Raw genomic sequence first — 23,274 nt, forward strand, 5'->3', positions numbered from 1 at the left:
CCAGTCGGCCGTGCTCAGTAGTCGTAACGGCTCGAGATGAAGCCACTGAAGTGATAGCCATTGTTGGAGTAGAACTTGAAGGAGCCATAGAAGCCGTAGACCTGTCCCGCGCAGCTCGCGCACAGCAGCGTCCCGTTCTTGCTGATGTTCCACAGCCCCTGGATGGTCGTGGCCGTCGTGGGGGCCGTCACGGAGGCGAGCTGGAACTCATAGGCATCCCCGGTGGCGACCCAGGCCTTGGCCAGACCGAACGCGTTGGTGGTGCCCTCTGTCCAGACGAAGGTCATGTCGGCGGAGGTGATGTTCTGGGAGGCCGCGCCCGGCTCGCTCACGTAGAGGCCCTGGTTCGACATGACGTTGTGCGTCGGAGCGCTCCACGCCAGGGCGGGGCACAGCACGGTCAACGCGGTCAGCAGCTGAGGGGCTTTCATGGAGAGACCTCTCTTCGTCGGGGTGGAAAGATTCCTCCCATCTTGAACTGTTCAATCCATGAAAACAATGAATTCTTGTTTCACTCCCATTCCACGAAATGATGAGGTGACTTGTACGTTTTGACCCACCTGTGTCAAAAAGCGTCACCCCTGGAGTCATGGGCAAAGGCCAAATCCCTGGATTCATTGGGTAACGGCAAAAGCCGGGCATGGCATGGGAACTGCTTAGGAATCAAGACGAACGAAGGTCGAAAACACGGGGGAAGACCATGTCGAATGCTCGTTCGGTCGTGTCGAAGGAAGCGGACATCTGGGTGCTGCGCCTGCATACCCACAGTGGCAAGGTGCAGGAGTACCGCTGCAGCACCGAGGGACAGGCCCGGCAGCTCGCGCTGGTGCTCTCGGTCCCCTCGGAGCAGCCCAGCCAGCCCTCGGCGTGAGCCCGCCCCACCCAGGCCGGGTCCATCCGGACTCAGGCCGGGAGCAGCTTGAGCGCCCGCACCGAAACGGCGCGCCTTGTTCACGTCGAAGCAGGCATCTGACTCGACGTTGAAGATGAAGTCGCCAAATGCCCAGTTGGCCAGGGCCTGGAGGGAATGCGGCGCGAGCCCAGGCCCACGCACCAGGCCCTCCCACACGGCGGGCTTGTCCCGCATCGCCTCGGTGAGCCTCGGGAAGACCTGGCTCCAGCGGAAGACGCCCGAGGTCTTCTCCACCACCTCGAGCACGTTCCTCAACCCCGGACATCGGAAGCCCACCTGATAGGCTGCCGCCCCTCGCGCGCCCACCAGGAGTGCTCTGCCTTGCCTTCCGCCTTCGAGCCGTTGATCGTCGATGCCCACGGGCTCGCCCTTCACGCGCGCCAGCGCAACGCCTCGGGTTCGCCCGCCGTCCTCTTCCTGCATGGCTGGTTGGACCACTCGCACAGCTTCGACATGCTCACCGAGCACCTGCCGGACACCTGGCGGCTGGTGCTGTTCGACCTGCGCGGCATGGGCCGCAGCGCGTGGCTGCCGCGCCCCGCCAGCTACCACTACGGCGACTACCTCGTGGACGTGGAGGCCGTGCTGCGCGCCACCGGGCTGGAGGCGGCGCACTTCGTCGGCCACTCGCTCGGGGGCATCATCGCCACGGCGTACGCCGCCGCGCGTCCCGAGCGCATGCTCAGCCTCACCCTCATCGAGAGCCTCGGCCCCCAGGCGGGCGCGCCCGACAGGGCCGTGTCGCGCCTGCGCGGCTTCCTGGAGGACCTGCAGCGCCCGCCCCACCGCAAGGTCTACCCCCACGTGGCGGCGGCGGCCGCGCGGCTGCGCGAGAACAACCCGGACCTGTCCGGCTCCGCGGCGATCCACCTGGCGCGCCATGGCACCGAGCCCGTGGAAGGCGGCGTCTCCTTCACCTTCGACCCCACCCACCGCCGCCGCTTCGCCCAGGCCTTCGACGAGGCCCAGTGGCTCGCCCTGAGCGCCGCCGTCTCCTGTCCGGTGCAGCTGCTGCTCGGCGCCCAGGGCCTGCGCTTCGACGAGGACCGCCACCGGACGCGCCTCGAGGCCCTGCGCCTCGCCCGGCCTCCCCAGGAGATTCCTGGTGGTCACCACGTCCACATGGACACACCCGAGGCCGTGGCCCGTGCGCTGGTGGATTTCATCACGCCCTGAGGCGCCGGTTTCCCACCTCCCTACCAGCCGAGGGTGAAAACTCGTTCACCCCCCAGGGCAAACCCTTTCCGTCGGTCCAACACCTACACCTCCCCTTTCGCCCACAACCCCCCGAAATTCCTCATCCGTGATCGGCCGCTTGGACTGGTACGGAATTTGATGAGAGCAGCGCAGGAATTGGGTGCGAGGCGGGGACGGGTGATGATGAAAGAGCGAGGCGGTAGGCGGCTCATCAAGTTGTCGCTGTTGGCGGGGCTCCTGGCGGCGTGCCACGAGACGGGAGAGACCCGGGCGGTCCAGGCCACGGCGGCGGTGGATACGAACGCGCTCGATTTTGGCGAGGTGCCGGTCGGCGAGTGGCGCGAGAAGGTCGTGCGCCTGCGCAACGTGGGCTACGTGCCCTTCCATGCGCTGGAGGCGCTGAAGCTCGGGGACAACCCCTCCTATGAGGTGTCCTTCGACGGGGACTCGCGGCTGATGCCCGGCGAGGAGAAGCTGGTGAAGGTGCGCTTCCACCCGCTCGCGGAAGGGGGCAGCGAGTCCTCGTTCCAGGTGCGGACGGACGCCAGCTCGGGCAAGGAGCACACGGTGCGCGTGCTGGGCCAGGGCGGGCCGCTGACGGTGCGCATGGAGCCCGAGGTGCTCGACTTCGAGACGCTCGAGGTGGACAGCGAGCGCGTGCTGCGGCTGACCATCACCAACCCGGTGGATCTGCCGCTGAGCGTGGAGGTGAAGGGCGAGGCCGCCGCGGCCTTCAGCGCGGAGAACATCACCGTGCCGCCGCTGGCCACCTACCAGCTCGAGACGAAGTACTTCCCGCGAGACCTCGGACAGATGAAGGCACAGGTGGAGGTGCGGCCATGCGCCACGTGCACGCCCACCGTCGCGGGACTCACGGGCCGCTCGGTGGCGAGCGCCTTCGAGTTCGATCCGGCGCCGGTGCCCTTCGACTCGATTCCCGTGCACGAGACCACGCGCTCCTTCACGCGGGCGCGCAACATCACCTGGCGGCCCGTCACCATCCAGGCGCTCAACACGAGCGACCCCGCCTTCACGCCGCTCAATGCCATGACGGCCACGGAGGTGAAGCCGGGCGAGGTGGTGCAGCTGCCCATGCAGTTCGCGGCGCGCTTCTCCGGGCCCAACACGGGCAAGCTCACGGTGGGCTACCAGTCGGACAAGCCGCGCACGACCGAGGTGGGGCTGGACGCGAGAGGCGGCCGGCCCACGCTGGCGGTGGCCCCGCTGGCGCTGGACTTCGGCGAGCTGCCCGCGGGCGGCAAGGTGGGCAAGACGATCCGCATCACCAACGCGGGCACCACGGGCAACCTGTACTTCCGCGGGGTGAAGGCCACCGGGAACGTGGAGCACTTCTCGGTGGACGTCATTCAGCGAGGCAAGGCGCCCCAGCCCTGGAAGCCGGGCAGTGCCTGGCCCGCGCTGGAGACGGACGACCTGCCCATCGCGCCGGGCACGGACGCGTTGGACCTGACGGTGTACTACGAGCCCAAGGCATCGGGCGCCTGGCAGGCCACGCTGGTGCTCGTGTCGGATGACCTGTTCAACCCCGAGCGCACCATCCTCTTGACGGGCAGCGCGCGGGAGACGGGCGCGTGCGTCTTCACGCTCAAGCCGCAGCCGGAGATGGACTTCGGCAACCTGGAGCCGGGGCGCGGCGCGGTGCTGGGCTTCCGCTTCGACAACGCGGGCCGGGCCGAGTGCGCGGTGAAGGACATCCACATCTCCAACGACGCGGGCGGCGCCTTCACCATGCCGGGCGGGAAGATCGTCGGCGGGGTGGTGCCCTTCGACACGGCCTTCAGCGCCATGGTGTCCTTCCGTCCGCCCGCGGCGGGCGACTACGTGGGCGAACTCAAGCTCACGGTGAACGATCCGGCCAACCCCACGGTGACGCTGCCCCTGCGCGGCACGTCGCGCGGCAGCTGCCTGGTGGCGGCACCGGCCTTCGTGGACTTCGGACCCATCCGCTATGACTGCGCGACGACGCCCCGGCGCACGCTCGTCTCCAACCAGTGCGCCACGCCGGTGGCCGTGACGGAGACGCGCATCGGCGCGGGCACGAGCGACCAGTACCAGCTCCTCTCGCCCCTCTCCCTGCCGCGCACGCTCGCGCCCGGCGAGGGCTTCGAGCTGGAGTTCTCCTATGCGCGCAACGTGCTCGGCCAGCACTACAGCCCCTTCTTCGTGAAGGAGCAGGCCGAGCCCACGCCGCTGATGATTCCCCTGCTGGCGGAGACGAACCACGAGGGCCTGCAGCTCGACCGCTTCATCCAGGGCACCGACAGCCAGCTCGACGTGCTCTTCGTGGTGAGCAACACCACCACCATGCAGGACTTCCAGGCGCGGCTGAAGGCGGCTATGCCCGGGTGGCTGGAGCGGGCACGGCAGGCGGGCGTGGACGTGCGCATCGGCGTCACCAGCACGGGTCTGAGCACGCGCTCGCCGGCGTGCGCCAACGCCACGGCGGGCGGCGACGCGGGCCGGCTCGTCCCGGCGGACGGCACCCGCCCGCGCACGCTCTCGAGCAGCTCGGCCACGGCGGCCCAGGGGGTGCAGGCCAACATCGACGCGCTGGGGCTGTGCCACAACCTGGTGCAGGGCCTGGAGACGATGCGCCAGGGCCTGTCCTCGCCCCTGGCCACCAGCGCGGATGATCCGCGCACCCCGCTGCCCAACGACGGCAACCTGGGCTTCCTGCGCGCCACGGCCCGGCTGGCGGTGGTGGTGGTGTCCGACGAGGACGACCACTCGGGCTTCGAGCCGGAGAGCTACGTGCAGTTCCTCCAGGCCCTCAAGGGCACGGGCATGGCGCACCGCAGCCAGATGTACGCCCTGGTGCCCACCGACGCGCGCTGCACCACCGCGGGCGGGCCCGGCACGCGCTTCTCCACCGTCGCCCAGCGCACCGGCGGCGCGGTGGACTCCATCTGCCAGAGCGACTACGGCCCCTTCCTGGACAACCTGCTCAAGCGCGCCGGCGGCCCCCAGGCGGACTTCCCCCTGACGGCCACGCCCAATGGCCTGGCGGAGATGTCCGTGCGCGTGGGCGGCACGACGGTCGGTGTGGACAAGTGGACCTATGACACCCAGCACAACACCGTCGTCTTCAAGAACGGGGCGGTGCCGGTGACGGGCCAGACCATCGAGGTGCGCTACCGCAGCGTCTGCGCGGCCCCCTGAGCGGCGGCCCCCACTGCCGGTGGATTCCCGCCCGGACCCGGGCGGGAACCCTTCCGCTGGTGGCCCGGAGGCGGTTATGGTGGGCGCCTCTCGTGGAAACCTTCGGCCGTTACGAACTGCTGCGCAAACTGGCGACTGGCGGAATGGGTCAGGTCTTCCTGGCCCGTCAAACGGGGCCCGTGGGCTTCCAGAAGCTGCTGGTGGTCAAGCGGCTCCTGCCGCACCTGTCCGAGGACCCCGAATTCATCCACATGTTCCTGGATGAGGCGCGCATCGCCGGGGTGCTCAACCACCCGAACATCGCGCAGATCTACGACCTGGGAGACGTGGACGGGGTGCTCTACATCGCCATGGAGTACGTCCACGGCGAGGCCGTCAGCCAGGTGAACGTGCACGCCCGGCAGCGCAAGGGCGGGCTGCCGCTGGGGCTCAAGTGCCGCATCATCGCGGACGCGGCGGCGGGCCTGGGCCACGCGCACCAGGCGCGCACTCCCTCGGGCCGCAAGCTGGGGCTCATCCACCGGGACGTGTCCCCCCAGAACGTACTCGTGGGCTTCAACGGCAACGTGAAGCTCATCGACTTCGGGGTGGCCAAGGCCGTGGGCAAGCTGTCCCAGACGGTCGTCGGCACCATCAAGGGCAAGCACGCGTACATGTCCCCGGAGCAGGCGCGGGGCGAGGAGCTCGACGCGCGCTCGGACGTGTACGGCCTGGGCACCGTCTTCTACGAGCTGCTCACCCACCAGCGGCTGTTCAAACGGGACACGGACATGGCCACCCTCAAGGCCGTGGTGGGCGCGCGCGTGCTGCCCCCGTCCGAAGTGGTGCCCGGCATCCCCAAGTCCCTGGACGCGGTGGTGATGAAGGCGCTGGCGCGCCGGCGCGAGGAGCGCTTCCAGAGCGCGGGGGACTTCCAGCTCGCGCTCGAGGACTTCCTCGTCTCCGAGCGGCTCGCCAGCACCCAGGCCCACCTCACCGCCTTCATGAAGGAGCTGTACGCCACGGAGCTGGAGGAGGAGCGCTTCGCCAGCGAGCCCACCGTCATCCAGTTCGACCCCCGGCTGGCTCGGGAGATCAGCTCCTCGTCGGAGACCAAGGTGGGCGCGGCCCAGGCTCCGCGCCCCAAGCCCTCCGCCGCGAGCCCCGCGCCCGCGCGCAAGCCACAGACCGGCGGCTCCACCCCCGGCCGGCCCGCCGCGAAGGTGCCCCGCCCGGGTGATGACGGCTCGAAGGGCAAGTGATCGCCGGGACGTCCCCGCCCGGCCCCCTCCGACGCTTCGCTTGACAGCACCTCCAGGAGAAGGGAAGGTCTCCGCCCCAGGTTTGAATTTGAGAATCAAACTCAAATTCGCCCCTCCCACGGACGGGTGAGCACCCGGCCAGGGGGGGCCCGACACCGGCCCTTTCCCGGAGCGCAGCCACCATGAGAGCTCTCGCCATTTCGATGCTGTTCACGGGGACGCTGCTCGTCAGTCCCCTGGCCTCCGCCGCGCCGGTGAAGGGGGCCGACGGGCAGACGGTGGAGATCGCCCCGCCCAAGCGGGTGGTGGCCATCAACTCCTCGCTGGTGGAGATCCTCTTCGGGCTCGGCAAGGGCGGCACCGTGGTGGGCACCGACGTGGGGGGCAACTTCCCCCCGGAGCAGGCGAAGATCGCCAAGGTGGGCCATCCCTACCACCCCAGCGTCGAGGGCGTCATCAGCCTCCAGCCGGACGTCGTGCTGGCCAGCCAGGAGAACCTGGACGCCGCCACCGCCGCGCAGCTCCGGGGCGCGCGCATCCCCGTGCTGGTGCTGGAGAACTCCTCGAAGGATGGAGTCGCCGGACTCAAGCGGCGCATCGACGCCGTGGCGCGGCTCTTCGACATCCCCGAGGCCGGCCAGAAGATGACGCGGGAGATCGACCAGCGGCTGGCGGAGCTGAACAAGCGCATCGCCGCGACGAAGAAGAAGCCGCGCATCCTCTTCATCTACGCGCACGGGCCGGGCGAGGCCTTCGTGTATGGACGGGACACGGGCGTGCACGTGCTCATCGAGCTGGTGGGCGGACAGAACGCCGCGGACTTCACCACGGGCACCAAGGCGCTGACGGCCGAGGGCATGGTGATGGCCGCCCCGGACGCCATCATCATGCTCCACCGCAGCCTGGAGGCCGTGGGAGGCGTGGCCGGAGCCCTGAAGCTGCCGGGCGTGGCCCTGACGCCCGCGGGCAAGAACTCGAAGGTCATCGCCGTGGACGACACCGTGCGCTGGGTGGGTCCCCGCTTCCCGCTCTTCGCCGAATCCCTCTTCACGGCCCTCCATGCGAACGCTCGGCCTTGATCAACCGGAGCCGTCCGTCACCCACGTGCCCTCCGCCCGGAGCCGGCGCGTCCGGGGGATGCTCGTGCTCGTGCCCCTGCTGGCCGGGTGCATGATCGTCTCCATGGGCGCGGGAGCCATGTCCATGAGCCCCGCCCAGGTGGTCTCCATCCTCCTCGCGAAGGTGGGCCTCCCCCCCTTCGCCACCTTCACGGATCAGCAAGCCGCGGTGATCCACGCCGTCCGCCTGCCCCGCGTCCTCATGGGGGCACTGGTGGGCGCGGCGCTCGCCATCGCGGGCGCGGCCCTCCAGGGCCTGTTCCGCAACCCCCTGGCCGATCCCGGTCTGCTCGGCGTCTCCGGAGGCGCCTCGCTCGCGGTGGCCGCCATCACCGTGCTCAAGGTGAACCTGCTCGGCCTCCACACCCAGCCGGTGGCGGCGTTCGGGGGCAGCCTCGGGGCCATCCTCGTCATCTCCTCGCTCTCGCGGGGCAACGGCAGGACCCAGGTGGCGACGATGCTGCTGTGCGGAGTGGCCATCAACGCCCTGTGCATGGCGGGCACGGGCCTCTTCACCTACCTGTCCACGGATGATCAGCTGCGCACGCTCGCCTTCTGGCAGCTCGGCTCCCTGTCGGGAGCGACCTGGGACTCGGTGTCCACGCTGGCGCCGCTCGTGCTGGTGTGCGCCGTGGGCATGACGCTGCTGTCCAACCCGCTCAACGCCCTGATGCTGGGCGAGTCGAACGCGAGCCACCTGGGCATCTCCGTGGAGCGGCTCAAGTGGCAGCTCGTGGCGCTCGTGGCCCTGGGCGTGGGCGCGGCGGTGGCCTTCTCGGGGATGATCGGCTTCGCGGGGCTGGTGGTGCCGCACCTCATCCGGCTCTGGCTGGGGCCCAACCACCGGGTGCTCCTGCCCCTGTCGGCGCTGCTCGGCGCGGCGCTCCTGGTGCTCGCGGACCTGGTCTCGCGCACCGTCGTCATCCCCTCCGAGCTGCCCATCGGCATCGTGACCGCGCTCACCGGTGCCCCCTTCTTCCTCTACCTGCTCCTGAGACAGCGGAGGCTCCCCGTCTCATGAACGCGGCCCTCGAAGTCCGTCACCTGCACTGCCAGATCGGCGCCACCCCGCTGCTCACCGGCATTGATCTGACCCTGGAGCCGGGCGAGTTCCTGGCCGTCATCGGGCGCAATGGCGCGGGCAAGAGCACGCTGCTCAACCACCTGACGGGGGAGATGGTCGGCCAGCGGGGCGAGGTGCGCGTCTTCGGCGCGCCCCTGGTGAGCCAGCCGCGCGAGGAGCTGGCGCGGCGGCGGGCGGTGGTCCCGCAGAGCACGAACCTCCCCTTCGCCTCCGAGGTGCTGGAGGTGGTGATGCTGGGAAGGATTCCCCACCTGCGCCACCGGCCGGAGTCGCATGAGGACGTGCGCATCGCACGCGACTGCCTGGCGCGGGTCGGACTGGGCGGCTACGAGGGGCGCGACTACCTGACGCTGTCCGGAGGAGAGCAGCAGCGCGTCCACCTGGCGCGCGCGCTCGCCCAGCTCCACGGCTCACCCGGACAGCGGCTGATCCTCCTGGACGAGCCCACGAGCGCCCTGGACGTCGCCCACCAGCACCGCACCCTGCAACTGGTGAAGGAGCTGACGCGGGAAGGCGTGGCGGCGCTGCTCATCCTCCACGACCTGAACCTCGTCTCGCAGTACGCGGACAAGGTGCTCGTGCTCGCCGAGCGGCGCGTGCTCGCCTTCGGGACGCCGCACGAGGTGATGACGACGGAGGTGCTCACCCGGGCGTTCGGCTACCCCATGACGGCCCTGCCCCACCCCTGGCTCGAGTGCCCGCTCATCATCTCCGGAGAGCAGCACGCGCATGCCCCGCGTGCGCACGTCCCGAGGGCCTGAGCTAGAGACTGGCGAGCGCCACGCGATAGAGCGCGCGGTAGCCCATGCGGGGCGCCGGCTCGAAGCGATCCGCGACGAAGATGCCCTCCAGCAGGCGCCGGCCCTCCTCGCCCTCGTGCAGCCCCAGGAAGGCGCGCTCCAGGAGCGCCACGAGCTCGGGCGCCACGCCCATGCCCACGGGCACCCCGTCATTGGGTGCCTCCTCCGTGTAGGCGAGCAGGGAGAACGCCCCGCCCTGCCCCGGCAACACCACCTCCACGCCATCCGCGTGCGTGAGCCCGGTGGACTCCGGCGGGCAGAACACACCCGCCACGTCCGCGTGGCCCTCGCGCACCGCCTCCAGCGCCGCCCGGTACGAACCGGTGAAGAGCTGCGAGGAGAACACCTTGGTGGGATCCAGGCCCCGGGCCTTCAGGTACGCCGCCGGCAGCAGATAGCCGCCCACCGACTCCCGGTCCACCCACGCCACGCGCTTGCCCCGCAGCCCCTCCAGCGTGAGCCCCGCGTCCGCGCGCGACACCAGCGCCGAGCGGTAGGAGGAACGGCCGCGCCGCACGCCCCGCGCCAGCACCCGCACCCCCAGTGCCTCCACGCGCGCGCACACGAAGGGCGGCGCCCAGATGGCATCCGCCCGGCCCGCGAGCAGATCCTTGGCGAGCGCCTCGTAGCTGGACGCCACGCCCACCTCCACCTTGCGGCCCAGCGCGCGCGCGAGGAACGCGTTGAGGGGCTCGGCCCGCTCAAGCGCGGGCGCGTTGCCCAGCGAGGGAGGCAGACCGAACCGGAAGGCGACGCGGCTCTGCGCGGGAGGCGGAACGGGCATGTCGGGCGGGGCTCCTCGCTCAGGCCTGCCGGTCCAGCCGTGCCACCTCGTCGTCCGCCAGCCCGAAGGTCGCCTGGAGGATGTGGAGGATGCGCTGCTCGGCCGCCGTGGGCTCCTGCCCGCCCGCGTGCGCGATCTTCGTCGCCAGCCGGTAGGCCTTGAGCCGCTGGGCGTGCGTCGTCAGCCCATGCGCGAGCACGTGCAGGCGCTGGGGCAGTCCCTCGGCCACGAGCGCCGACACCGCCTCGCTCACGAAGTCCTGCGCCCGCTCGGGACTCACGTTGTGGAAGAGCGGATCCGACGCGAAGCTCTCCACCAGCTCGCGCGCCTCGGCCTCCTTGAGCTTGCCGTCCGCGGCGCTCACCAACACCATCACCTCGGCGTACAGGCGCTCGAGCGGCTCGCCCAGCGCCTCGGACAGGCTGCCACCGCCCTCGATGACGTCGATGATCTGCGCCACCTCGTCCTCGGAGATGCCGAGCGCGGCCTGGAAGAGCTTGAGCAGGCCCAGCTCCGCGCGCGTGGCCCGGTGGTCCGCGAACGCGATGGCCGCCGCCAGCCCGAAGCCGAGCATCCGCGACTTGTGGCCCACCAGGCGCTCGCGCAGCGAGGTGAGGATCTCCTCCAGGTCATGCGCCTTGGACAGCCGCTTGGCGCTCGCCTCCACCAGGGCGTTGAGCTCCTCGGGCCTGGTGCCCTCGAACTCGGGGCGCTCGATGACGCGGCGGAGCAGCGTCTGCAGCTCCAGCTGCGTCACCTTGCCGTCGGCCATGGCCGCCAGCAACATCACTTCCACCAGTGCCGCGTTGCGCTCCTTGCGCGCCTTCACTGCCTGTTCTCGAGGCATCCGCCCACCCTCCCTTCGTTCGAGCCACCGTCGTGTTGTGCCTGCGTGTCCACAGGCGGCGCGCCCTCGGACGCGAGCGCGGAGAAATCGAAGAGCTCCCGGTCCATCAAGTGGCTCGGGCGCACGTTGCTCATGGCGGACAACACGCTCTGGCGCACGTTGGGGATGTCGCGGCCCAGCTCCTCCACCAGCTTCTGCATGCGCTTGCGCTGCAGGTTCTCCTGCGAGCCGCACAGGTCGCACGGGATGATGGGGAACTGCTTGAGCGCGGCGTACGCGGCGATGTCCTTCTCCGGCGCGTAGCACAGCGGGCGGATGACGGTGTTGCGGCCATCATCGCTCTTGAGCACCGGCGGCATCGCCTTGAGCGAGCCGGCGAAGAAGAGGTTGAGCAGGAGCGTGTGGACGAGGTCGTCGCGGTGGTGGCCGAGCGCGATCTTGTTGCAGCCCAGCTCCACCGCCGCCGTGTAGAGGATGCCGCGGCGCAGGCGCGAGCACACCGTGCACTGCGTCTTGCCCGGCGGCGTCTTCTCGAGGACCACCGAGTAGGTGTCCTCCTTGAGCATCTTGTAGGCGAAGCCCTCGCTCTTGAACCACCCCTCCAGCACGTGCGCCGGAAAACCCGGGTGGCCCTGATCCAGGTTCACCGCCAGCAAGTCGAATTTCACTGGGGCGCGGCGCTGCAGTTCGCGCAGCAGGTAGAGCAGGGTGTAGGAATCCTTGCCTCCCGACACCCCCACCATGACGCGGTCTCCCTCGGAGATGAGGGAGTAGTCCGAAATGGCACGGCCCATGTGGCCGAGCAGGTTCTTTTCCAGGCGGAGCACATCGGGATTCATTGGGTGTCATCCTAGCGGCGATGGCGGAAAAAACACCCTCCACGTGGAGGGCCGGTCCGCTAGCCTGCTTTCCGCCATGCCGACCTTTCCCACGGGAGCACAGGACATCGAGGACGCCGAGGCCGCGCAAGCGGCCGCCCGCACGCTGGAGCAGGCGCGCGAGCTGTCCGTGGATGTGGAGACGGACGCGATGCACTCCTTTCGCGCCCGCCTGTGCTTCCTCCAGCTCGCCACGGACACGGACGTCTTCCTGTTCGACACGCTCCAGCCCGGCGTGCACCCCTCGCTGCTCGCGCGGGTGATGGAGGACCCCGAGCGCACCAAGTTCTTCCACGCCGCCTCGGGAGACCTGCCCTTCCTGGCCGAGGCGGGCGTGCGCGTGCGCGGCCTCTTCGACACGCACCGCGCCGCCACGCTCTTGGGCTGGCCCAAGGTGGGCCTGGCGGATCTCGCGCGCGAGCGGCTGGGCGTGGAATTGCCCAAGGAGCACCAACAGTCGGACTTCGCCCTGCGGCCGCTGCCCCCGGGGATGCGCGACTACATCGCCAACGACGTGCGCTACCTCGTGGAGCTCGGCCGCCAGGTGCGCGAGGAGTGCCGCAAGGCGGACGTGCTCGAGGAGGTGCTGCTCGACTGCCAGCGCATGTGCGACGAGGCCGCGGCCCGGCCCGACGTGGGGGCGGAGTTCAAGCCCAAGCTGCCCAAGGGCGGACTGTCCCCGGCACAGTTGCTGCTGGCCAACGCCATCGCCCAGGCCCTGCACAAGAAGCGCCTGGAGTGGGCCGAGGCGGAGAACGTCCCCATGGGGCGCACGCTCTCCAACATGGCCATCACCGACATCGCGATCAAACCGCCTGGCAACACCAAGGAGCTGGCCCGGGCCGCCGGCGTGCGCGGGGCCTTCGTGCGCTCGCACGGCGAGGAGGTGATCGCCCTGGTGCGCGAGCTGCTCGAGAAGTCCCGCCAGGGCGAGCTCAAGCCGGAGGTGGAGGAGAAGGGCCCGCGCGACGCCAACCGGCGCAAGCGCGAGGACGCGCTCAAGGCCTGGCGCTCGGAGCAGGCGACGGCGCGCAAGGTCACCCCCTCCGTGGTGTTGCCCAACACACTCTTCGATGCCCTCGTGTCCCGTCCCCCGGCGAACCTCGACGAGCTGCGCGCCCTGCCCTACCTGGGCGACAAACGCGTGGGTCTCTATGGCGAGGGGATCCTCGCGGTGCTATCGCAGTACCCCGTCCAGGCGTGACTCCCCCGGGTACGCCGATGTGTGCTCCCAATGGACGGGCCGAGGGCGCGCGGCGGCGGTGTGAAGGAAAGCGGACATGTCGGTCGCTGAACGATCGGACCGGTTGCGGCCCTGGGGAACGTGCGTAGCTTGGGAGCGGTTGTGGAGGTGGCGGGCATGTCTGGAGTGCGACTCGGTGGCGCGACGGTGGACATCAATCAATGCATCGTGGCGAGCCAGAGCTGTCAGGCATCCTGCGAGGCGGCGATGAAGCAGTTGGTGGCAAGCGGCATGCGCGCCGACAGTGAGCCCATACGCCTGCTGCGCCAGTGCGCGGAGCTGTGCGATCTGAACGTGCGGGCGCTGCGCAAGGACAGCCAGTTGTCCCGCCGCACGGCGACGCTGTGCTTCGAGCTGAGCAACCAGGTGGCGCGCGCCGCCTGGCTGGACGGGAACGCGGCCAGCCACGGGCTCGCCCGCGATGCGCTGCGGCTGGCCCGGGCCTGCCGGCCGCTGCTATTCACCTGACATGGCGGAGGAAGAGTCGCGGAACCTGGCGGAGGTGGTGCGGCGGCTGGAAGAGACGGTGTCCCGGCTGGAGACCCGCATCGCCCACCTGGAAGCGACGGCCGCGCCCCCGCGGCCCCTCGTGCCCGAAGCACCCCCGCTCCCCACTGAAACCGGCCCCGTTCCGGAGACGCGCGACCTGGAAGCGCACCTGGGCACGTACTGGCTGAGCCGGGCGGGCATCGTGGCGCTGATCCTCGGCTTCTCCTTCCTCATCATCTACCACTTCGGGGACCTGGGCGTGCTCGCGCGCGTGGGCGCGGGCTACCTGCTGAGCGCGGGACTGTCCGCGCTGGGACTCTGGCTGTCGCGGCGCCACGAGCTCTTCGGGCGCATCGTCTTCGGCGGAGGGCTCGCGCTCGCCTACTTCGTCACGTACGCGTTGCACTTCGTGCCCGCGGTGCGCGTCATCGACAGCGAGGTGCTGGCGCTCGTGCTGCTGGCGCTCAACACCGTGGCCATCGTGGTGATCGCCCAGCGCATGCACTCGGAGACGGTGGCGGGCATCGCGCTCTTCCTCGGGCTGCACACGGGGATGCTCAGCGACATCACCCTCTTCACCCTGATGTCCACCAGCCTGCTGGCGGCCGGCGCGCTCTTCTTCCTGGTGAAGAACCGCTGGGTGATCGTCCCCCTGTCGAGCCTGGTGGCCGTCTACTCCACGCACGTGGTGTGGGCCATGCGCACGGAGGCCATCGCCCCGGGACAGCCCGCGCACGAGCGGCTGGCGTTGAGCCTCGCCTTCCTGGTGCTCTACTACGTGCTCTTCTCCGTGGCGCTGCTGCTCTACCCGCGGGAGTTGTCGCGCAGGGCCGGGCTCGCCTTCGCGCTGCTCAACTGGGTGGGGCTGCTCTCCCTGGGCGCCGTGGAGGTGGAGCGCTGGGACCGGCCCCGCCTCTTCGCCTTCTTCGTCGCGGTAGCGCTCGCCCAGGGCGTGGGCGGCGCGGCGGCCCGGTGGCGCGGCGCCTCCTCCGCGCTCTTCCAGGCCTACCTCGCCACGGGGGTGCTCACCCTCGCCCTGGGCGTCCCCACGGAATTCGAGGACGCCGCGCTCGTGCACACGTGGACGGCGGTGGGGCTCGCGGCGGGGCTCGCCGGACGCGCGCTGGGCGCGGGGGCCTTGCAAGCGGTGGCGGTGGCCTTGCTCTACGTGGCCCTGGGCGCCACCTGGCTGCCCCCCTCGGGCCGCGCGCTCCTGGATGCCGCGCTGCTCGTGAGCTTCACGCTCGTCGAGCGCGCCACCGTGGTGCCCCTGGACGGCCGCCTGCCGGCTCCGGTGACGGGAAGGGGCCGCACCGCGCTCCAGGCCCTGTGCGCCGTGGGCGCGGGACTCGCCGGGGTGTGGCTGCTGGGCGAGGTGATGCCAGGGGAGCTCACCACCCTCGGCTGGGGCGTGGCCGCCTCGGGACTGTTCCTCCTGGGCTTCGCCGTGCACGAGCGCTGGTACCGCTTCGTGGGCCTCGGCGTGCTCGCCTTCACCGTCGGCCGGCTGATGTTCGTGGACCTGTCGGGACTGCCCCCCGACCAGCGCATCCTCACCTTCCTGATGCTCGGGGTGATGCTGCTGGCCGTCTCGTACGTCTATACCCGGGTACGCGCCCCGCGCGGCTGAGTCCCCTTCGTCTACTGGGTCAGGTCGTCCAGCACCTCGGAGAGGGTGGTGGCCTTCAGGGAGAGATCGAGCCAACGATCGAGGGTAGCCATATCCGAGCACGAAAGAATTCGCTGCCGGGCCGCCTCGTCGACCTGCACGCCTCTCACGGTGAGAATCCGCAGGATGACCTCGGCACGCCCTTGGCGCAGGCCCTGCGCCAGGCCCTTCTCCAGGCCCTGCTGGAGTCCCCGTTCGATGAGTTGCTCGCCATAGCTTCGCATCAGCTCCTCCGTCCTTCTCCTGCCTAGCACCGAATGTAACACCTGCCCGGCGGCTTCATGCACGGGCTCGCCCCCTACCCAGAGCAGGTAACGAATGACCACCACCAGATGCTCGGACCCTTCGTTGTCCGCATGCACCTGGGCAAAGAGTCCCTCCCACTCCAGCAGCTTCCGGGCCAGTTCCTCACTCCGCCCATGGCGCAGCACCAACCACGCCAACCGGGCCAGCGGTGGGCCGGAGCGCTCTTTCAGTGCTTCTTCCCGCTCGGCCGTCAGGTCATCGAGCAGATACTCGAAGCGCGGCAACAACGCTCGCCAGCGCGTCCGCGCCTCCTCTCCTTCTGGCAGGGCGAAGAGTTCTTCCACCCGGCGCGGCGCCGTCCAGGCGCCCTCGGACCCGTGGTACATGACGAGCGGGAGGATGAGGGGCAGCCCCGTGCTGTCCGGGTGCTCCTGGCGCCAGCGCTCCATGTGGCGCACCACGTAGCGCAGCATGCGCAGCGCCATCCACCCATCCACCCGGGACTGGTGTTCCAACAGCACGTACAGCAGCAGCGGCTGGCCCGTGCGCAAGCGCGCCGTGAAGAGCAGGTCGCTCTCGGTCTCCCGCAGCTCCGGATCCACGACGGAGCCGGGCTCCCGCCGCAGGGATGACCAGTCCACCTCGGAGACGACATGCGCGGGCAGTACCGCGCGCAGCTCGGCGGCGGCTCGCTCGGGGTGGCCGAAGGTGTAGCGGGCGAAGAGGTCATGCGGTCCAGACATGGTGAACCGCGCCCCAAGCACGCGACGGGCCAGGGTCGCGCCGCGCAACGAACCCTCGGAACGAATCCTCTGACACCTTTCGGAGACACCTTTCGGAACGAGTCCTCTGACACCTTTCCTGGGACTACACTCGTGCCCATGATGAGCCAGGATCTCCAAGCGCTCCTGCTGTCCTATGGCTACGTGGGCGCGTGCGTGCTGGTGGGCGAGGTGGCCGCGCGCCGGGGTGTCCCCCGCGAGCTGGCGCGCAAGTTCATCCATGTGGGCGTGGGCCTGTGGATCTTCGGCATCCTCGCCCTCTTCGAGCACCGCGAATGGGCCGTCGTGCCCTCGCTGACGGCGGCGGTGGGCAACTACGTCATCCACCGCAAACGTCTGCTCCAGGCGGTGGAGGCCCCGCCGGACAACCTGGGCACGGTCTGGTTCGCCCTGTCCTTCTCCGCGCTGGTGTGGGGCGCCTGGGATCGGCCCGCAGTGGCGGTGGGAGGCGTGCTGGCCATGACCATCGGGGACGCGCTGGCCTCGCTGGTGGGTCGGCGTTTCGGGAGCCACCGCTATGAAACACTGGGGGGGGAGTTCAAGAGCCTGGAGGGCTCGCTGGCCCTGTGCGCGAGCACCTTCCTCTGCGTGCTGGCCGCGCTCACGTGGCTGCCCGGGCTCCCCCCCGACATGCCCCGGGTGACCCTGGCGCTGCTGGCGGCGGTGGTGGCCACCTGCGTCGAGGCGCTCGGCACCCGGGGACTGGACAACCTCTGGGTACCGCTGGCCACCGGCGGCGTGCTCGCGTGGACCCCCGCCGCGAACGCCTGGGGACTGGGCATGGGCGCGGGCATCGCCCTGTTCATCGGCGTGGCGGCCTGGGCCCGGGGGTCGCTCAGCCCGAGTGGTGTCCTCGGCGCGATCCTCATCGGCACGCCCGTCTTCGGGCTGGGAGGCCCGGCGGGGGCCGTGGCCCTGCTCGGCTTCTTCTTCTCCTCCAGTGCCCTGTCCAAGATGTTCCGCGCGCGCAAGGCCGACGTGGAGGCCGAGTACGCCAAGACGGGGACACGTGACCTGGGGCAGGCCCTGGCCAACGGGGGCGTGGCAGCCGTGGCCGCCGTGCTCCTGGCCACCACCGGGGACTCGCGCTACCTCCTGGCGATGCTGGGCGCCCTGGCCGCCGCCAACGCGGACACGTGGGCCACCGAGCTGGGCGTCCTCTCCCGCTCGCCCCCCAGGCAGCTCACCACCCTGCGGCCCGTGCCGCCCGGCACGTCCGGTGCCGTGTCGGCGATGGGGCTGCTCGCCTCCACCGCGGGCGCCGCCTTCGTCGCCCTCATCGCCCTGCCCACCGGCCTGTCGTGGAGGCTCGTGCCGTGGCTCGTCCTCGCGGGAGTCGTGGGCTCGTTGAGCGACAGTCTCCTGGGCGCCACCGTGCAGGACGTGCGCTGGTGCGAGACCTGTGCTCGGGAGACGGAGCGCCGCGTCCACCGCTGTGGCCGTCCCACCCGGAGCCTGCGGGGCCTCGGATGGTTGGGAAATGACACCGTCAACGTGCTCGCCACCGTCGCGGGTGCCGCGCTCGCCTTCTGGGCGTAAACACCCTCCAGGGAGGACTCCGCCCCCGGAGCCACTCACAGCCACCGCGGTCCCAGCGAGGAGACGCACATGACGCCCCCCGACTCCCCCCCTGCCATCCCCTGGTGGAAGGACGCCGTCGTCTACCAGATCTATCCCCGCAGCTTCCAGGACAGCAACGGCGACGGCATCGGCGACCTGCGCGGCATCATCCGGCGGCTCGACTACCTCAAGCGGCTCGGCGTGGACGTGCTCTGGCTGTCGCCGATCTTCGCCTCCCCCAACGACGACAACGGCTACGACATCTCCGACTACCGCGCCATCATGCCCGAGTTCGGCACCATGGCCGACTTCGAGGAGCTGCTGCGGGAAGCCCACGCGCGCGGCCTGAAGATCATGCTCGACCTCGTCGTGAACCACACCAGCGACGAGCACCCCTGGTTCATCGAATCCCGAGCGGACCCGCGCTCCGACAAGCGCGACTACTACATCTGGAAGAAGGGGCGGAACGGCCAGCCGCCCACCCGCTGGCAGTCCTTCTTCAGCGGTCCCGTGTGGGAGAAGGACGAGAAGAGCGGGGAGTTCTACCTGCACCTCTTCAGCCGCAAGCAGCCGGACCTGAACTGGGAGAACCCCGCGGTGCGGCGCGAGGTCCACGACCTGGTGCGCTTCTGGCTCGACAAGGGCGTGGACGGCTGGCGCATGGACACCATCAACATGCTCAGCAAGCACCCCGACTACCCCGAGGGCCGGCCCATCCCCGGAACCACGCTCACCGACGGCGGGCCATACTTCCTCAACGGCCCGCGCATCCACGAGTTCATCCAGGAGCTGCACCGCGAGGTGCTCGCCCACTACGACGTGATGACCGTCGGCGAGACGCCCGGAGTGACGCCCGCCGAGGGCGCCCTGTACTGCGGCGCCGGGCGGGGAGAGCTGAACATGGTCTTCCACTTCGAGCACGTGTTCCTCGGCGACGACGCCGTCGAGCACGGCAAGTGGAGCAACCCTCCGCTGACCCTGCCGGGCATCAAGCGCGTGCTGGCGCGCTGGCAGACGGAGCTGCACGGCCGCGGCTGGAACAGCCTGTACTGGGACAACCACGATCAGCCCCGCGCCGTGTCCCGCTTCGGCAATGACCGGGAGTACCGCGTGGAGAGCGCCAAGATGCTCTGCACCGTGCTGCTGTTCATGCAGGGCACGCCCTACATCTACCAGGGCCAGGAGCTCGGCATGACCAACGTGTCCTTCGAGAGCATCGAGCACTACAAGGACATCGAGACCCTCAATGCCTACAAGGTGCTGCGCGACGAGCACGGCTGGGACACCGCGCGCATCCTCGCGGGTGTGTACGCCCGAGGGCGGGACAACGCCCGCACCCCCATGCACTGGTCCAGGGAGAAGAACGCGGGGTTCACCGAGGGCACGCCCTGGCTCGCCCTGAACCCCAACTACACGGGCATCAACGCCGAAGCGGCCGAGGCGGACCCGCGCTCCGTCTGGCACCACTACCGGGACGTCATCGCGTTGCGCAAGGCACTGCCCGTCGTGCGCGACGGCACCTTCACGCTGCTGGACGCCGAGCACCCCACCGTCTTCAGCTACATCCGGGACGACGGACACACCCGATTGCTCGTCGTCGGACACTTCAGCGGTCAGCCCGAGGCCTACCGGATTCCCGAGCAGTTCGTCGGAGGCGAGGTGCTCAGCAACAACTACCCGTCCCTGGAGGGCACGCGGGAGTTGCAGCTGCGGCCCTACCAGGCACTGGTCCTCCGCGCCCGCTGACCCGCGGCACCGCGGAAGGTGGGAGCGAGGACGCGCGTCAGTGGACGGCGGGTGGGCACGACCCCGGGTCCGGCTCCTGGGCGCGCCCGGGCTGGGCCGGACGCGTGGGCAGCAGGACGGTGAAGCTCGCGCCCTCGCCCAGCCGGCTCTCGACGAAGACGCTCCCCGCGTGCGCCTCCACCACGCGCCGGACGATCCACAACCCCACCCCATACCCGTTGACGTCCCGGTCGAGCCGCACGCGCTCGAAGCGCTCGAAGAGCCGCTCCTGGTCCTCGGGCGCGATGCCCACGCCCTGGTCCCGCACCACGAGCTTCGCCGTGGTGCCGTCCGTGCACACCGTCAGGTCCACCGGCTGGCCCTTGCCATACTTCACCGCGTTGGACAGCAGGTTGTCGACGACCTGCTCGAGCCGCAGCCGATCCCACGACCCCTCGACGTGGCCTTCCGCGTGGACCCGCATCCGCACCCCGTTCTGACGCAACTCCTCGTCGAGCGTGCCCACGGCGCCGCGCACCAACTCGACGAGATCCACCTTCTGGCGCTTCAGCTCGAGCCGGCCCGCCGTCATCTGGGTGATGTCCAGCAGCGCATCCATCATGCGCAGCATCCGGTCCGTCTGCCGCTCCATCGACTCCACCCGGGACACCAGCTTCTCCGAGGCGCGCGGCCCGTCGTCCCCGGGCTGCATGTCCCGGCGCACGGCCTGCAATTGCAGACGCAGTGAGTTGAGTGGAGAGCGCAAGTCATGCGACGCCATGGAGAGGAACTCGTCGCGCGCCTTGAGCGCCTCCTGCGCCTTGCGGAACAGCCGCGCGTTGTCCACCGCGAGGCCCGCCCTGCGCGCCAGTTCCTCCGCGAGCACGAGCTCCGCCGACCCGTAGCTCCTGCCCGACGTCACCGACACGAAGGTGATGGCGCCGAAGGTGGTCCCACGCGCCTTGAGCGGCACGCACATGAACGAGCGCGCTCCCAGCGACAGGAAGCGCTCCGGGGTGTCGACCCCGAGCGCGGCCCGCACCCACGCGGCCTCGAGCGTGTCGGAGCAGAACTCGGACTGCCCCGTGCGCACCACGTGCCGGATGCCCCGCGCCAACTTCGACTCGGCCTCGGGCAGCACGCGCAACAGACCCCGGACCGTGGGCTCCCGCGAGGGATCCACGTGCGCGGCGGCCCGCACCGCCAGCCCATCGGGGCCCTGGACGGCCACCGAGCACCAGTCCGCCATGCCGCGCACGGCGAGGCGAACCACCTCGTGCAGGGTCTTCTCGTATTCGAGCGAGCCGGTCAGCACCTCACCCGCCTCGGCGAGAAAGGCCTGGGCCTTCTCCACCCTCCTGCGCTCGGAGAGATCCCTCGCGATGTTGGAAAAGCCGCGCAACCGCCCGTCCTGGTCGCGCATGGCGCTGAACACCACGCTGCCCCAGAAGCGTGACTTGTCCTTGCGCACGAGCCACCCCTCATACTCGGAGCGCCCCTCCAGCTCCGCCCGCTTGAGGACCCGCTCCGGCACCCGCTCCGCGTTCTCCTCCTCCGGGAAGAAGCACGAGAGGTGCAGACCGATGGCCTCCTGCGTCGAGTACCCCTTGAGGCGCTCGGCGCCGAGGTTCCAGTTGTTCACATGGCCCTCCACCGACAAGGCGAAGACGGAGTAGTCCCGCAGGCTGTCGATGAGGAGCCGGAAGCGCTCCTCGCTCTCGCGCAGCGCGACCTTGAACTCCGGCTCATCCTTGCGCTCGCTGTCCGCGGACATGCATGTCCCCCGTGGCTCACGAAGCCCTAGGACCAAGGTATGCCCACCCCCTGGCACCGCTCGCGATGGCCTGCTCCCTCCCTCGCCGACGAGTCACCCGAGCACGCCCGCCCGCCGCCGCCCAGGTGAGCCCTGTCTCCGAGGGCAAGGAAACAGGCGGGTGGCTGGCGTCCTCCTCACTTCGAATGGACGTCGCGAAAGGCGAGCATGTCGGTCAACCGCTGCTCACGGGCGTCATCGAAGCCACAGGAGGCATCCCACGTGGGCGGGTTGTCGTAGGTGCCAAAGAGCATGTCCCACCAGACGATGTCGCCATAGTTGTTGCGGTGCTTGCCGTACTCATGGTGGATGCGGTGCATCTCCGGGCGCTGGAAGATGAAGCCCACCCAGCGGGGAGTGCGCACGTTGGTGTGGTAGAAGAACTCGCCCAGCGCGGTGCAGGCGGTGTAGACGGCGCCGGCCGCCGGGCTCAGTCCCAGCACGGTGTAGACGAGCAGTCCACCGATGAGCGAGTTGGCCACCATCTCCAGCGGGTGCTTGTAGAAGCTGGTGATGACCTCCAGTCGCTGGGGGCTGTGATGGATCTGATGGAAGAAACGCCAGAGCAGATCGCTCTCGTGCCGGGCCCGGTGCCACCAATAGAAGACGAAGGTGGCGATGACGTAGGCGAGCACACCCACGGGCAGCGGGGACAGGTGGCGCGACAGGTGGAAGAGAGAAGACGCCGACAGCCAGCGCTCCCAGGTGAAGCCCGCGAGCACGACGACTCCCACCTGCACCAGATTGATGACCACGACACGCAGATGCCAGGAGCGCACGCGCGGCAAGCGCCAACCGCGGAAGAGGTGCTCGATGGCGAAACAGACAACGGCGATACCGAGGAGCAGCGGAAGCATGGGACCTCGCTCGAGTGAGCTGAGGTGTACGCGGAATGGGCCCGCCGCTTCACCCCCCGCGTACAGACAATGTCACCTCCCATGTCACCTCGGCGCGGAAGGGTTAACCTGCGCGCGATATGACCCGGACTCCCTCCCTCGCGGATCGCCTCGGACACGTCACGGCCCAGGCCACCTTCGTCCAGGCGGCGCTCCTGGCCGCGCATGGCGCCGGCGCCCGGTCGGGCGGCTTTCGTGCCTCCGACGTGCGCTTCTTCTTCCTGCTCTTCACCAACTGGGCGGAGCACGACGTCACCCGGCCCTCGCAGGACATCGACCTCACCCAGGTACGCCGGACCCTGGAACGGTTGTGCCGGAGCCGATGGGCCGAACCCATGGAGGGCGGAGGCCGATGAGTCGGCACGCAACGCCCTGGCGAACGCGGCCTCCGCGGAAGAGGTGGCGCGGCGGTGGGAACCCCTGGGCTCCTACCAACTGCACCGGGTGCGCCCCCTGACGGAGGTACTGCTCGGGCTGCCAGACGACCTGAAACGCTTCGAGCTGGAGAAAGGCATGGAGGTGCGTGCGCGCCTGCTGTTCGCGCCCCTGGCCGAGCGAGCCCGCGCGGACCTGGCGCTGCTCGAGCGGCTCGAGCGGCAACTGCTCTCGGAAGAGTCGACTTCGTCGATGATTTCGACACGTTCGACGACACCGTCCGAGGCACAGAGGCAGCAGCCCCGACGCGACCACGTCCGCGATCTCCGGTCTCAAGGTCGATTGGGTGGCCCACGACAGCGCGGACTGACCGCACCGCGCTGCAATGGGGTGAACCCCCCTCAACGTGGAGCGCTCTCGTCCTCACACTGGAG

At 69.8% G+C, this 23,274-nt stretch carries 20 protein-coding genes; 13 read left to right on the forward strand and 7 right to left on the reverse strand.

Translation table 11 applies throughout. From position 1 onward, the window contains the following. Positions 1–14: 14 nt before the first annotated feature. A complete protein-coding gene (locus F0U63_RS40925; protein ID WP_395839102.1) occupies positions 15–431 on the reverse strand; it encodes a hypothetical protein in 417 nt (138 codons plus the stop codon). 269 nt (positions 432–700) lie between these two features. Here F0U63_RS40925 and F0U63_RS40930 point away from each other — a divergent pair, with 269 nt between their 5' ends. From F0U63_RS40930 to F0U63_RS40960, 7 genes are all read left to right on the forward strand, one after another. After that, the gene (locus tag F0U63_RS40930) at positions 701–871 is read left to right on the forward strand and encodes a hypothetical protein (RefSeq protein ID WP_395839104.1); all 171 of its coding nucleotides are present in this window, start codon (positions 701–703) and stop codon (positions 869–871) included. 363 nt (positions 872–1,234) lie between these two features. After that, on the forward strand, positions 1,235–2,089 hold the full coding sequence (locus F0U63_RS40935; RefSeq protein WP_395839106.1) for an alpha/beta fold hydrolase: 855 nt from the start codon (positions 1,235–1,237) through the stop codon (positions 2,087–2,089). Positions 2,090–2,290: 201 nt separating this feature from the next. Next, positions 2,291–5,290, forward strand: coding sequence for a choice-of-anchor D domain-containing protein (locus F0U63_RS40940; RefSeq protein ID WP_395839109.1), 3,000 nt, complete (start codon positions 2,291–2,293; stop codon positions 5,288–5,290). Positions 5,291–5,433: 143 nt separating this feature from the next. Next, entirely contained in the window at positions 5,434–6,531 is a 1,098-nt protein-coding gene (locus F0U63_RS40945; protein WP_395839111.1) for a serine/threonine protein kinase, read from the forward strand. A gap of 182 nt (positions 6,532–6,713) precedes the next feature. Continuing rightward, positions 6,714–7,610 (forward strand): hemin ABC transporter substrate-binding protein, encoded by an 897-nt coding sequence (locus F0U63_RS40950; protein WP_395839114.1) that lies wholly within the window; start codon positions 6,714–6,716, stop codon positions 7,608–7,610. Then, on the forward strand, positions 7,591–8,670 hold the full coding sequence (locus F0U63_RS40955; RefSeq protein ID WP_395839116.1) for a FecCD family ABC transporter permease: 1,080 nt from the start codon (positions 7,591–7,593) through the stop codon (positions 8,668–8,670). Before F0U63_RS40950 ends, F0U63_RS40955 begins: the two co-directional genes overlap by 20 nt. Beyond that, positions 8,667–9,494, forward strand: coding sequence for a heme ABC transporter ATP-binding protein (locus tag F0U63_RS40960; protein WP_395839119.1), 828 nt, complete (start codon positions 8,667–8,669; stop codon positions 9,492–9,494). Before F0U63_RS40955 ends, F0U63_RS40960 begins: the two co-directional genes overlap by 4 nt. Before the next feature lies 1 nt (position 9,495). Here the strand turns inward: F0U63_RS40960 and F0U63_RS40965 are convergent, their stop codons facing one another. The 3 genes from F0U63_RS40965 to ttcA are packed head-to-tail and all read right to left on the reverse strand — an operon-like array spanning position 9,496 to position 12,003. Beyond that, a complete protein-coding gene (locus F0U63_RS40965) occupies positions 9,496–10,317 on the reverse strand; it encodes a phosphate/phosphite/phosphonate ABC transporter substrate-binding protein (RefSeq protein WP_395839121.1) in 822 nt (273 codons plus the stop codon). A gap of 19 nt (positions 10,318–10,336) precedes the next feature. Continuing rightward, complete coding sequence (locus F0U63_RS40970; RefSeq protein ID WP_395839124.1) at positions 10,337–11,164, reverse strand: TerB family tellurite resistance protein; 828 nt, start codon at positions 11,162–11,164, stop codon at positions 10,337–10,339. Beyond that, positions 11,143–12,003 (reverse strand): tRNA 2-thiocytidine(32) synthetase TtcA, encoded by an 861-nt coding sequence (gene ttcA, locus F0U63_RS40975; protein ID WP_395839126.1) that lies wholly within the window; start codon positions 12,001–12,003, stop codon positions 11,143–11,145. Before ttcA ends, F0U63_RS40970 begins: the two co-directional genes overlap by 22 nt. A gap of 76 nt (positions 12,004–12,079) precedes the next feature. Between ttcA and F0U63_RS40980 the strand changes: the two genes are divergently transcribed. From F0U63_RS40980 to F0U63_RS40990, 3 genes are all read left to right on the forward strand, one after another. Continuing rightward, positions 12,080–13,246 (forward strand): ribonuclease D, encoded by a 1,167-nt coding sequence (locus F0U63_RS40980; RefSeq protein WP_395839129.1) that lies wholly within the window; start codon positions 12,080–12,082, stop codon positions 13,244–13,246. 156 nt (positions 13,247–13,402) lie between these two features. Further along, positions 13,403–13,753 (forward strand): hypothetical protein, encoded by a 351-nt coding sequence (locus tag F0U63_RS40985; RefSeq protein WP_395839132.1) that lies wholly within the window; start codon positions 13,403–13,405, stop codon positions 13,751–13,753. Between the two features lies 1 nt (position 13,754). After that, positions 13,755–15,404 (forward strand): DUF2339 domain-containing protein, encoded by a 1,650-nt coding sequence (locus F0U63_RS40990; RefSeq protein ID WP_395839134.1) that lies wholly within the window; start codon positions 13,755–13,757, stop codon positions 15,402–15,404. Positions 15,405–15,415: 11 nt separating this feature from the next. Here F0U63_RS40990 and F0U63_RS40995 read toward each other — a convergent pair whose 3' ends face one another. Next, a complete protein-coding gene (locus tag F0U63_RS40995) occupies positions 15,416–16,432 on the reverse strand; it encodes an Rpn family recombination-promoting nuclease/putative transposase (RefSeq protein WP_395839136.1) in 1,017 nt (338 codons plus the stop codon). 138 nt (positions 16,433–16,570) lie between these two features. On the opposite strand from F0U63_RS40995, the gene F0U63_RS41000 reads away from it, so the two are divergent. Beyond that, positions 16,571–18,010 (forward strand): DUF92 domain-containing protein, encoded by a 1,440-nt coding sequence (locus tag F0U63_RS41000; protein WP_395839138.1) that lies wholly within the window; start codon positions 16,571–16,573, stop codon positions 18,008–18,010. A 69-nt stretch (positions 18,011–18,079) separates the two neighbouring features. Continuing rightward, on the forward strand, positions 18,080–19,777 hold the full coding sequence (locus tag F0U63_RS41005) for an alpha-glucosidase (protein WP_395839140.1): 1,698 nt from the start codon (positions 18,080–18,082) through the stop codon (positions 19,775–19,777). Positions 19,778–19,814: 37 nt separating this feature from the next. Here the strand turns inward: F0U63_RS41005 and F0U63_RS41010 are convergent, their stop codons facing one another. Continuing rightward, complete coding sequence (locus tag F0U63_RS41010) at positions 19,815–21,530, reverse strand: ATP-binding protein (protein WP_395839142.1); 1,716 nt, start codon at positions 21,528–21,530, stop codon at positions 19,815–19,817. A gap of 176 nt (positions 21,531–21,706) precedes the next feature. Further along, positions 21,707–22,426, reverse strand: coding sequence for a sterol desaturase family protein (locus tag F0U63_RS41015; RefSeq protein ID WP_395839146.1), 720 nt, complete (start codon positions 22,424–22,426; stop codon positions 21,707–21,709). A gap of 119 nt (positions 22,427–22,545) precedes the next feature. Between F0U63_RS41015 and F0U63_RS41020 the strand changes: the two genes are divergently transcribed. Beyond that, positions 22,546–22,821 carry a hypothetical protein gene (locus F0U63_RS41020; protein ID WP_395839149.1) on the forward strand — a complete coding sequence of 92 codons (276 nt, stop codon included), beginning with the start codon at positions 22,546–22,548 and terminating at the stop codon, positions 22,819–22,821. Positions 22,822–23,274: the final 453 nt, after the last annotated feature.

The organism is Cystobacter fuscus (genome assembly GCF_044360685.1).
Lineage (GTDB): Bacteria > Myxococcota > Myxococcia > Myxococcales > Myxococcaceae > Cystobacter > Cystobacter fuscus_C.

Coding starts and splice junctions, on each gene's coding strand:
- F0U63_RS40925 (WP_395839102.1), bottom strand. CDS start 431: ATGAAAGCCCCTCAGCTGCTGACCGCGTTGACCGTGCTGTGCCCCGCC.
- F0U63_RS40930 (WP_395839104.1), top strand. CDS start 701: ATGTCGAATGCTCGTTCGGTCGTGTCGAAGGAAGCGGACATCTGGGTG.
- F0U63_RS40940 (WP_395839109.1), top strand. CDS start 2,291: ATGATGAAAGAGCGAGGCGGTAGGCGGCTCATCAAGTTGTCGCTGTTG.
- F0U63_RS40945 (WP_395839111.1), top strand. CDS start 5,434: ATGGGTCAGGTCTTCCTGGCCCGTCAAACGGGGCCCGTGGGCTTCCAG.
- F0U63_RS40950 (WP_395839114.1), top strand. CDS start 6,714: ATGAGAGCTCTCGCCATTTCGATGCTGTTCACGGGGACGCTGCTCGTC.
- F0U63_RS40955 (WP_395839116.1), top strand. CDS start 7,591: ATGCGAACGCTCGGCCTTGATCAACCGGAGCCGTCCGTCACCCACGTG.
- F0U63_RS40960 (WP_395839119.1), top strand. CDS start 8,667: ATGAACGCGGCCCTCGAAGTCCGTCACCTGCACTGCCAGATCGGCGCC.
- F0U63_RS40965 (WP_395839121.1), bottom strand. CDS start 10,317: ATGCCCGTTCCGCCTCCCGCGCAGAGCCGCGTCGCCTTCCGGTTCGGT.
- F0U63_RS40970 (WP_395839124.1), bottom strand. CDS start 11,164: ATGCCTCGAGAACAGGCAGTGAAGGCGCGCAAGGAGCGCAACGCGGCA.
- ttcA (WP_395839126.1), bottom strand. CDS start 12,003: ATGAATCCCGATGTGCTCCGCCTGGAAAAGAACCTGCTCGGCCACATG.
- F0U63_RS40980 (WP_395839129.1), top strand. CDS start 12,080: ATGCCGACCTTTCCCACGGGAGCACAGGACATCGAGGACGCCGAGGCC.
- F0U63_RS40985 (WP_395839132.1), top strand. CDS start 13,403: ATGTCTGGAGTGCGACTCGGTGGCGCGACGGTGGACATCAATCAATGC.
- F0U63_RS40990 (WP_395839134.1), top strand. CDS start 13,755: ATGGCGGAGGAAGAGTCGCGGAACCTGGCGGAGGTGGTGCGGCGGCTG.
- F0U63_RS40995 (WP_395839136.1), bottom strand. CDS start 16,432: ATGTCTGGACCGCATGACCTCTTCGCCCGCTACACCTTCGGCCACCCC.
- F0U63_RS41000 (WP_395839138.1), top strand. CDS start 16,571: ATGATGAGCCAGGATCTCCAAGCGCTCCTGCTGTCCTATGGCTACGTG.
- F0U63_RS41005 (WP_395839140.1), top strand. CDS start 18,080: ATGACGCCCCCCGACTCCCCCCCTGCCATCCCCTGGTGGAAGGACGCC.
- F0U63_RS41010 (WP_395839142.1), bottom strand. CDS start 21,530: ATGTCCGCGGACAGCGAGCGCAAGGATGAGCCGGAGTTCAAGGTCGCG.
- F0U63_RS41015 (WP_395839146.1), bottom strand. CDS start 22,426: ATGCTTCCGCTGCTCCTCGGTATCGCCGTTGTCTGTTTCGCCATCGAG.
- F0U63_RS41020 (WP_395839149.1), top strand. CDS start 22,546: ATGACCCGGACTCCCTCCCTCGCGGATCGCCTCGGACACGTCACGGCC.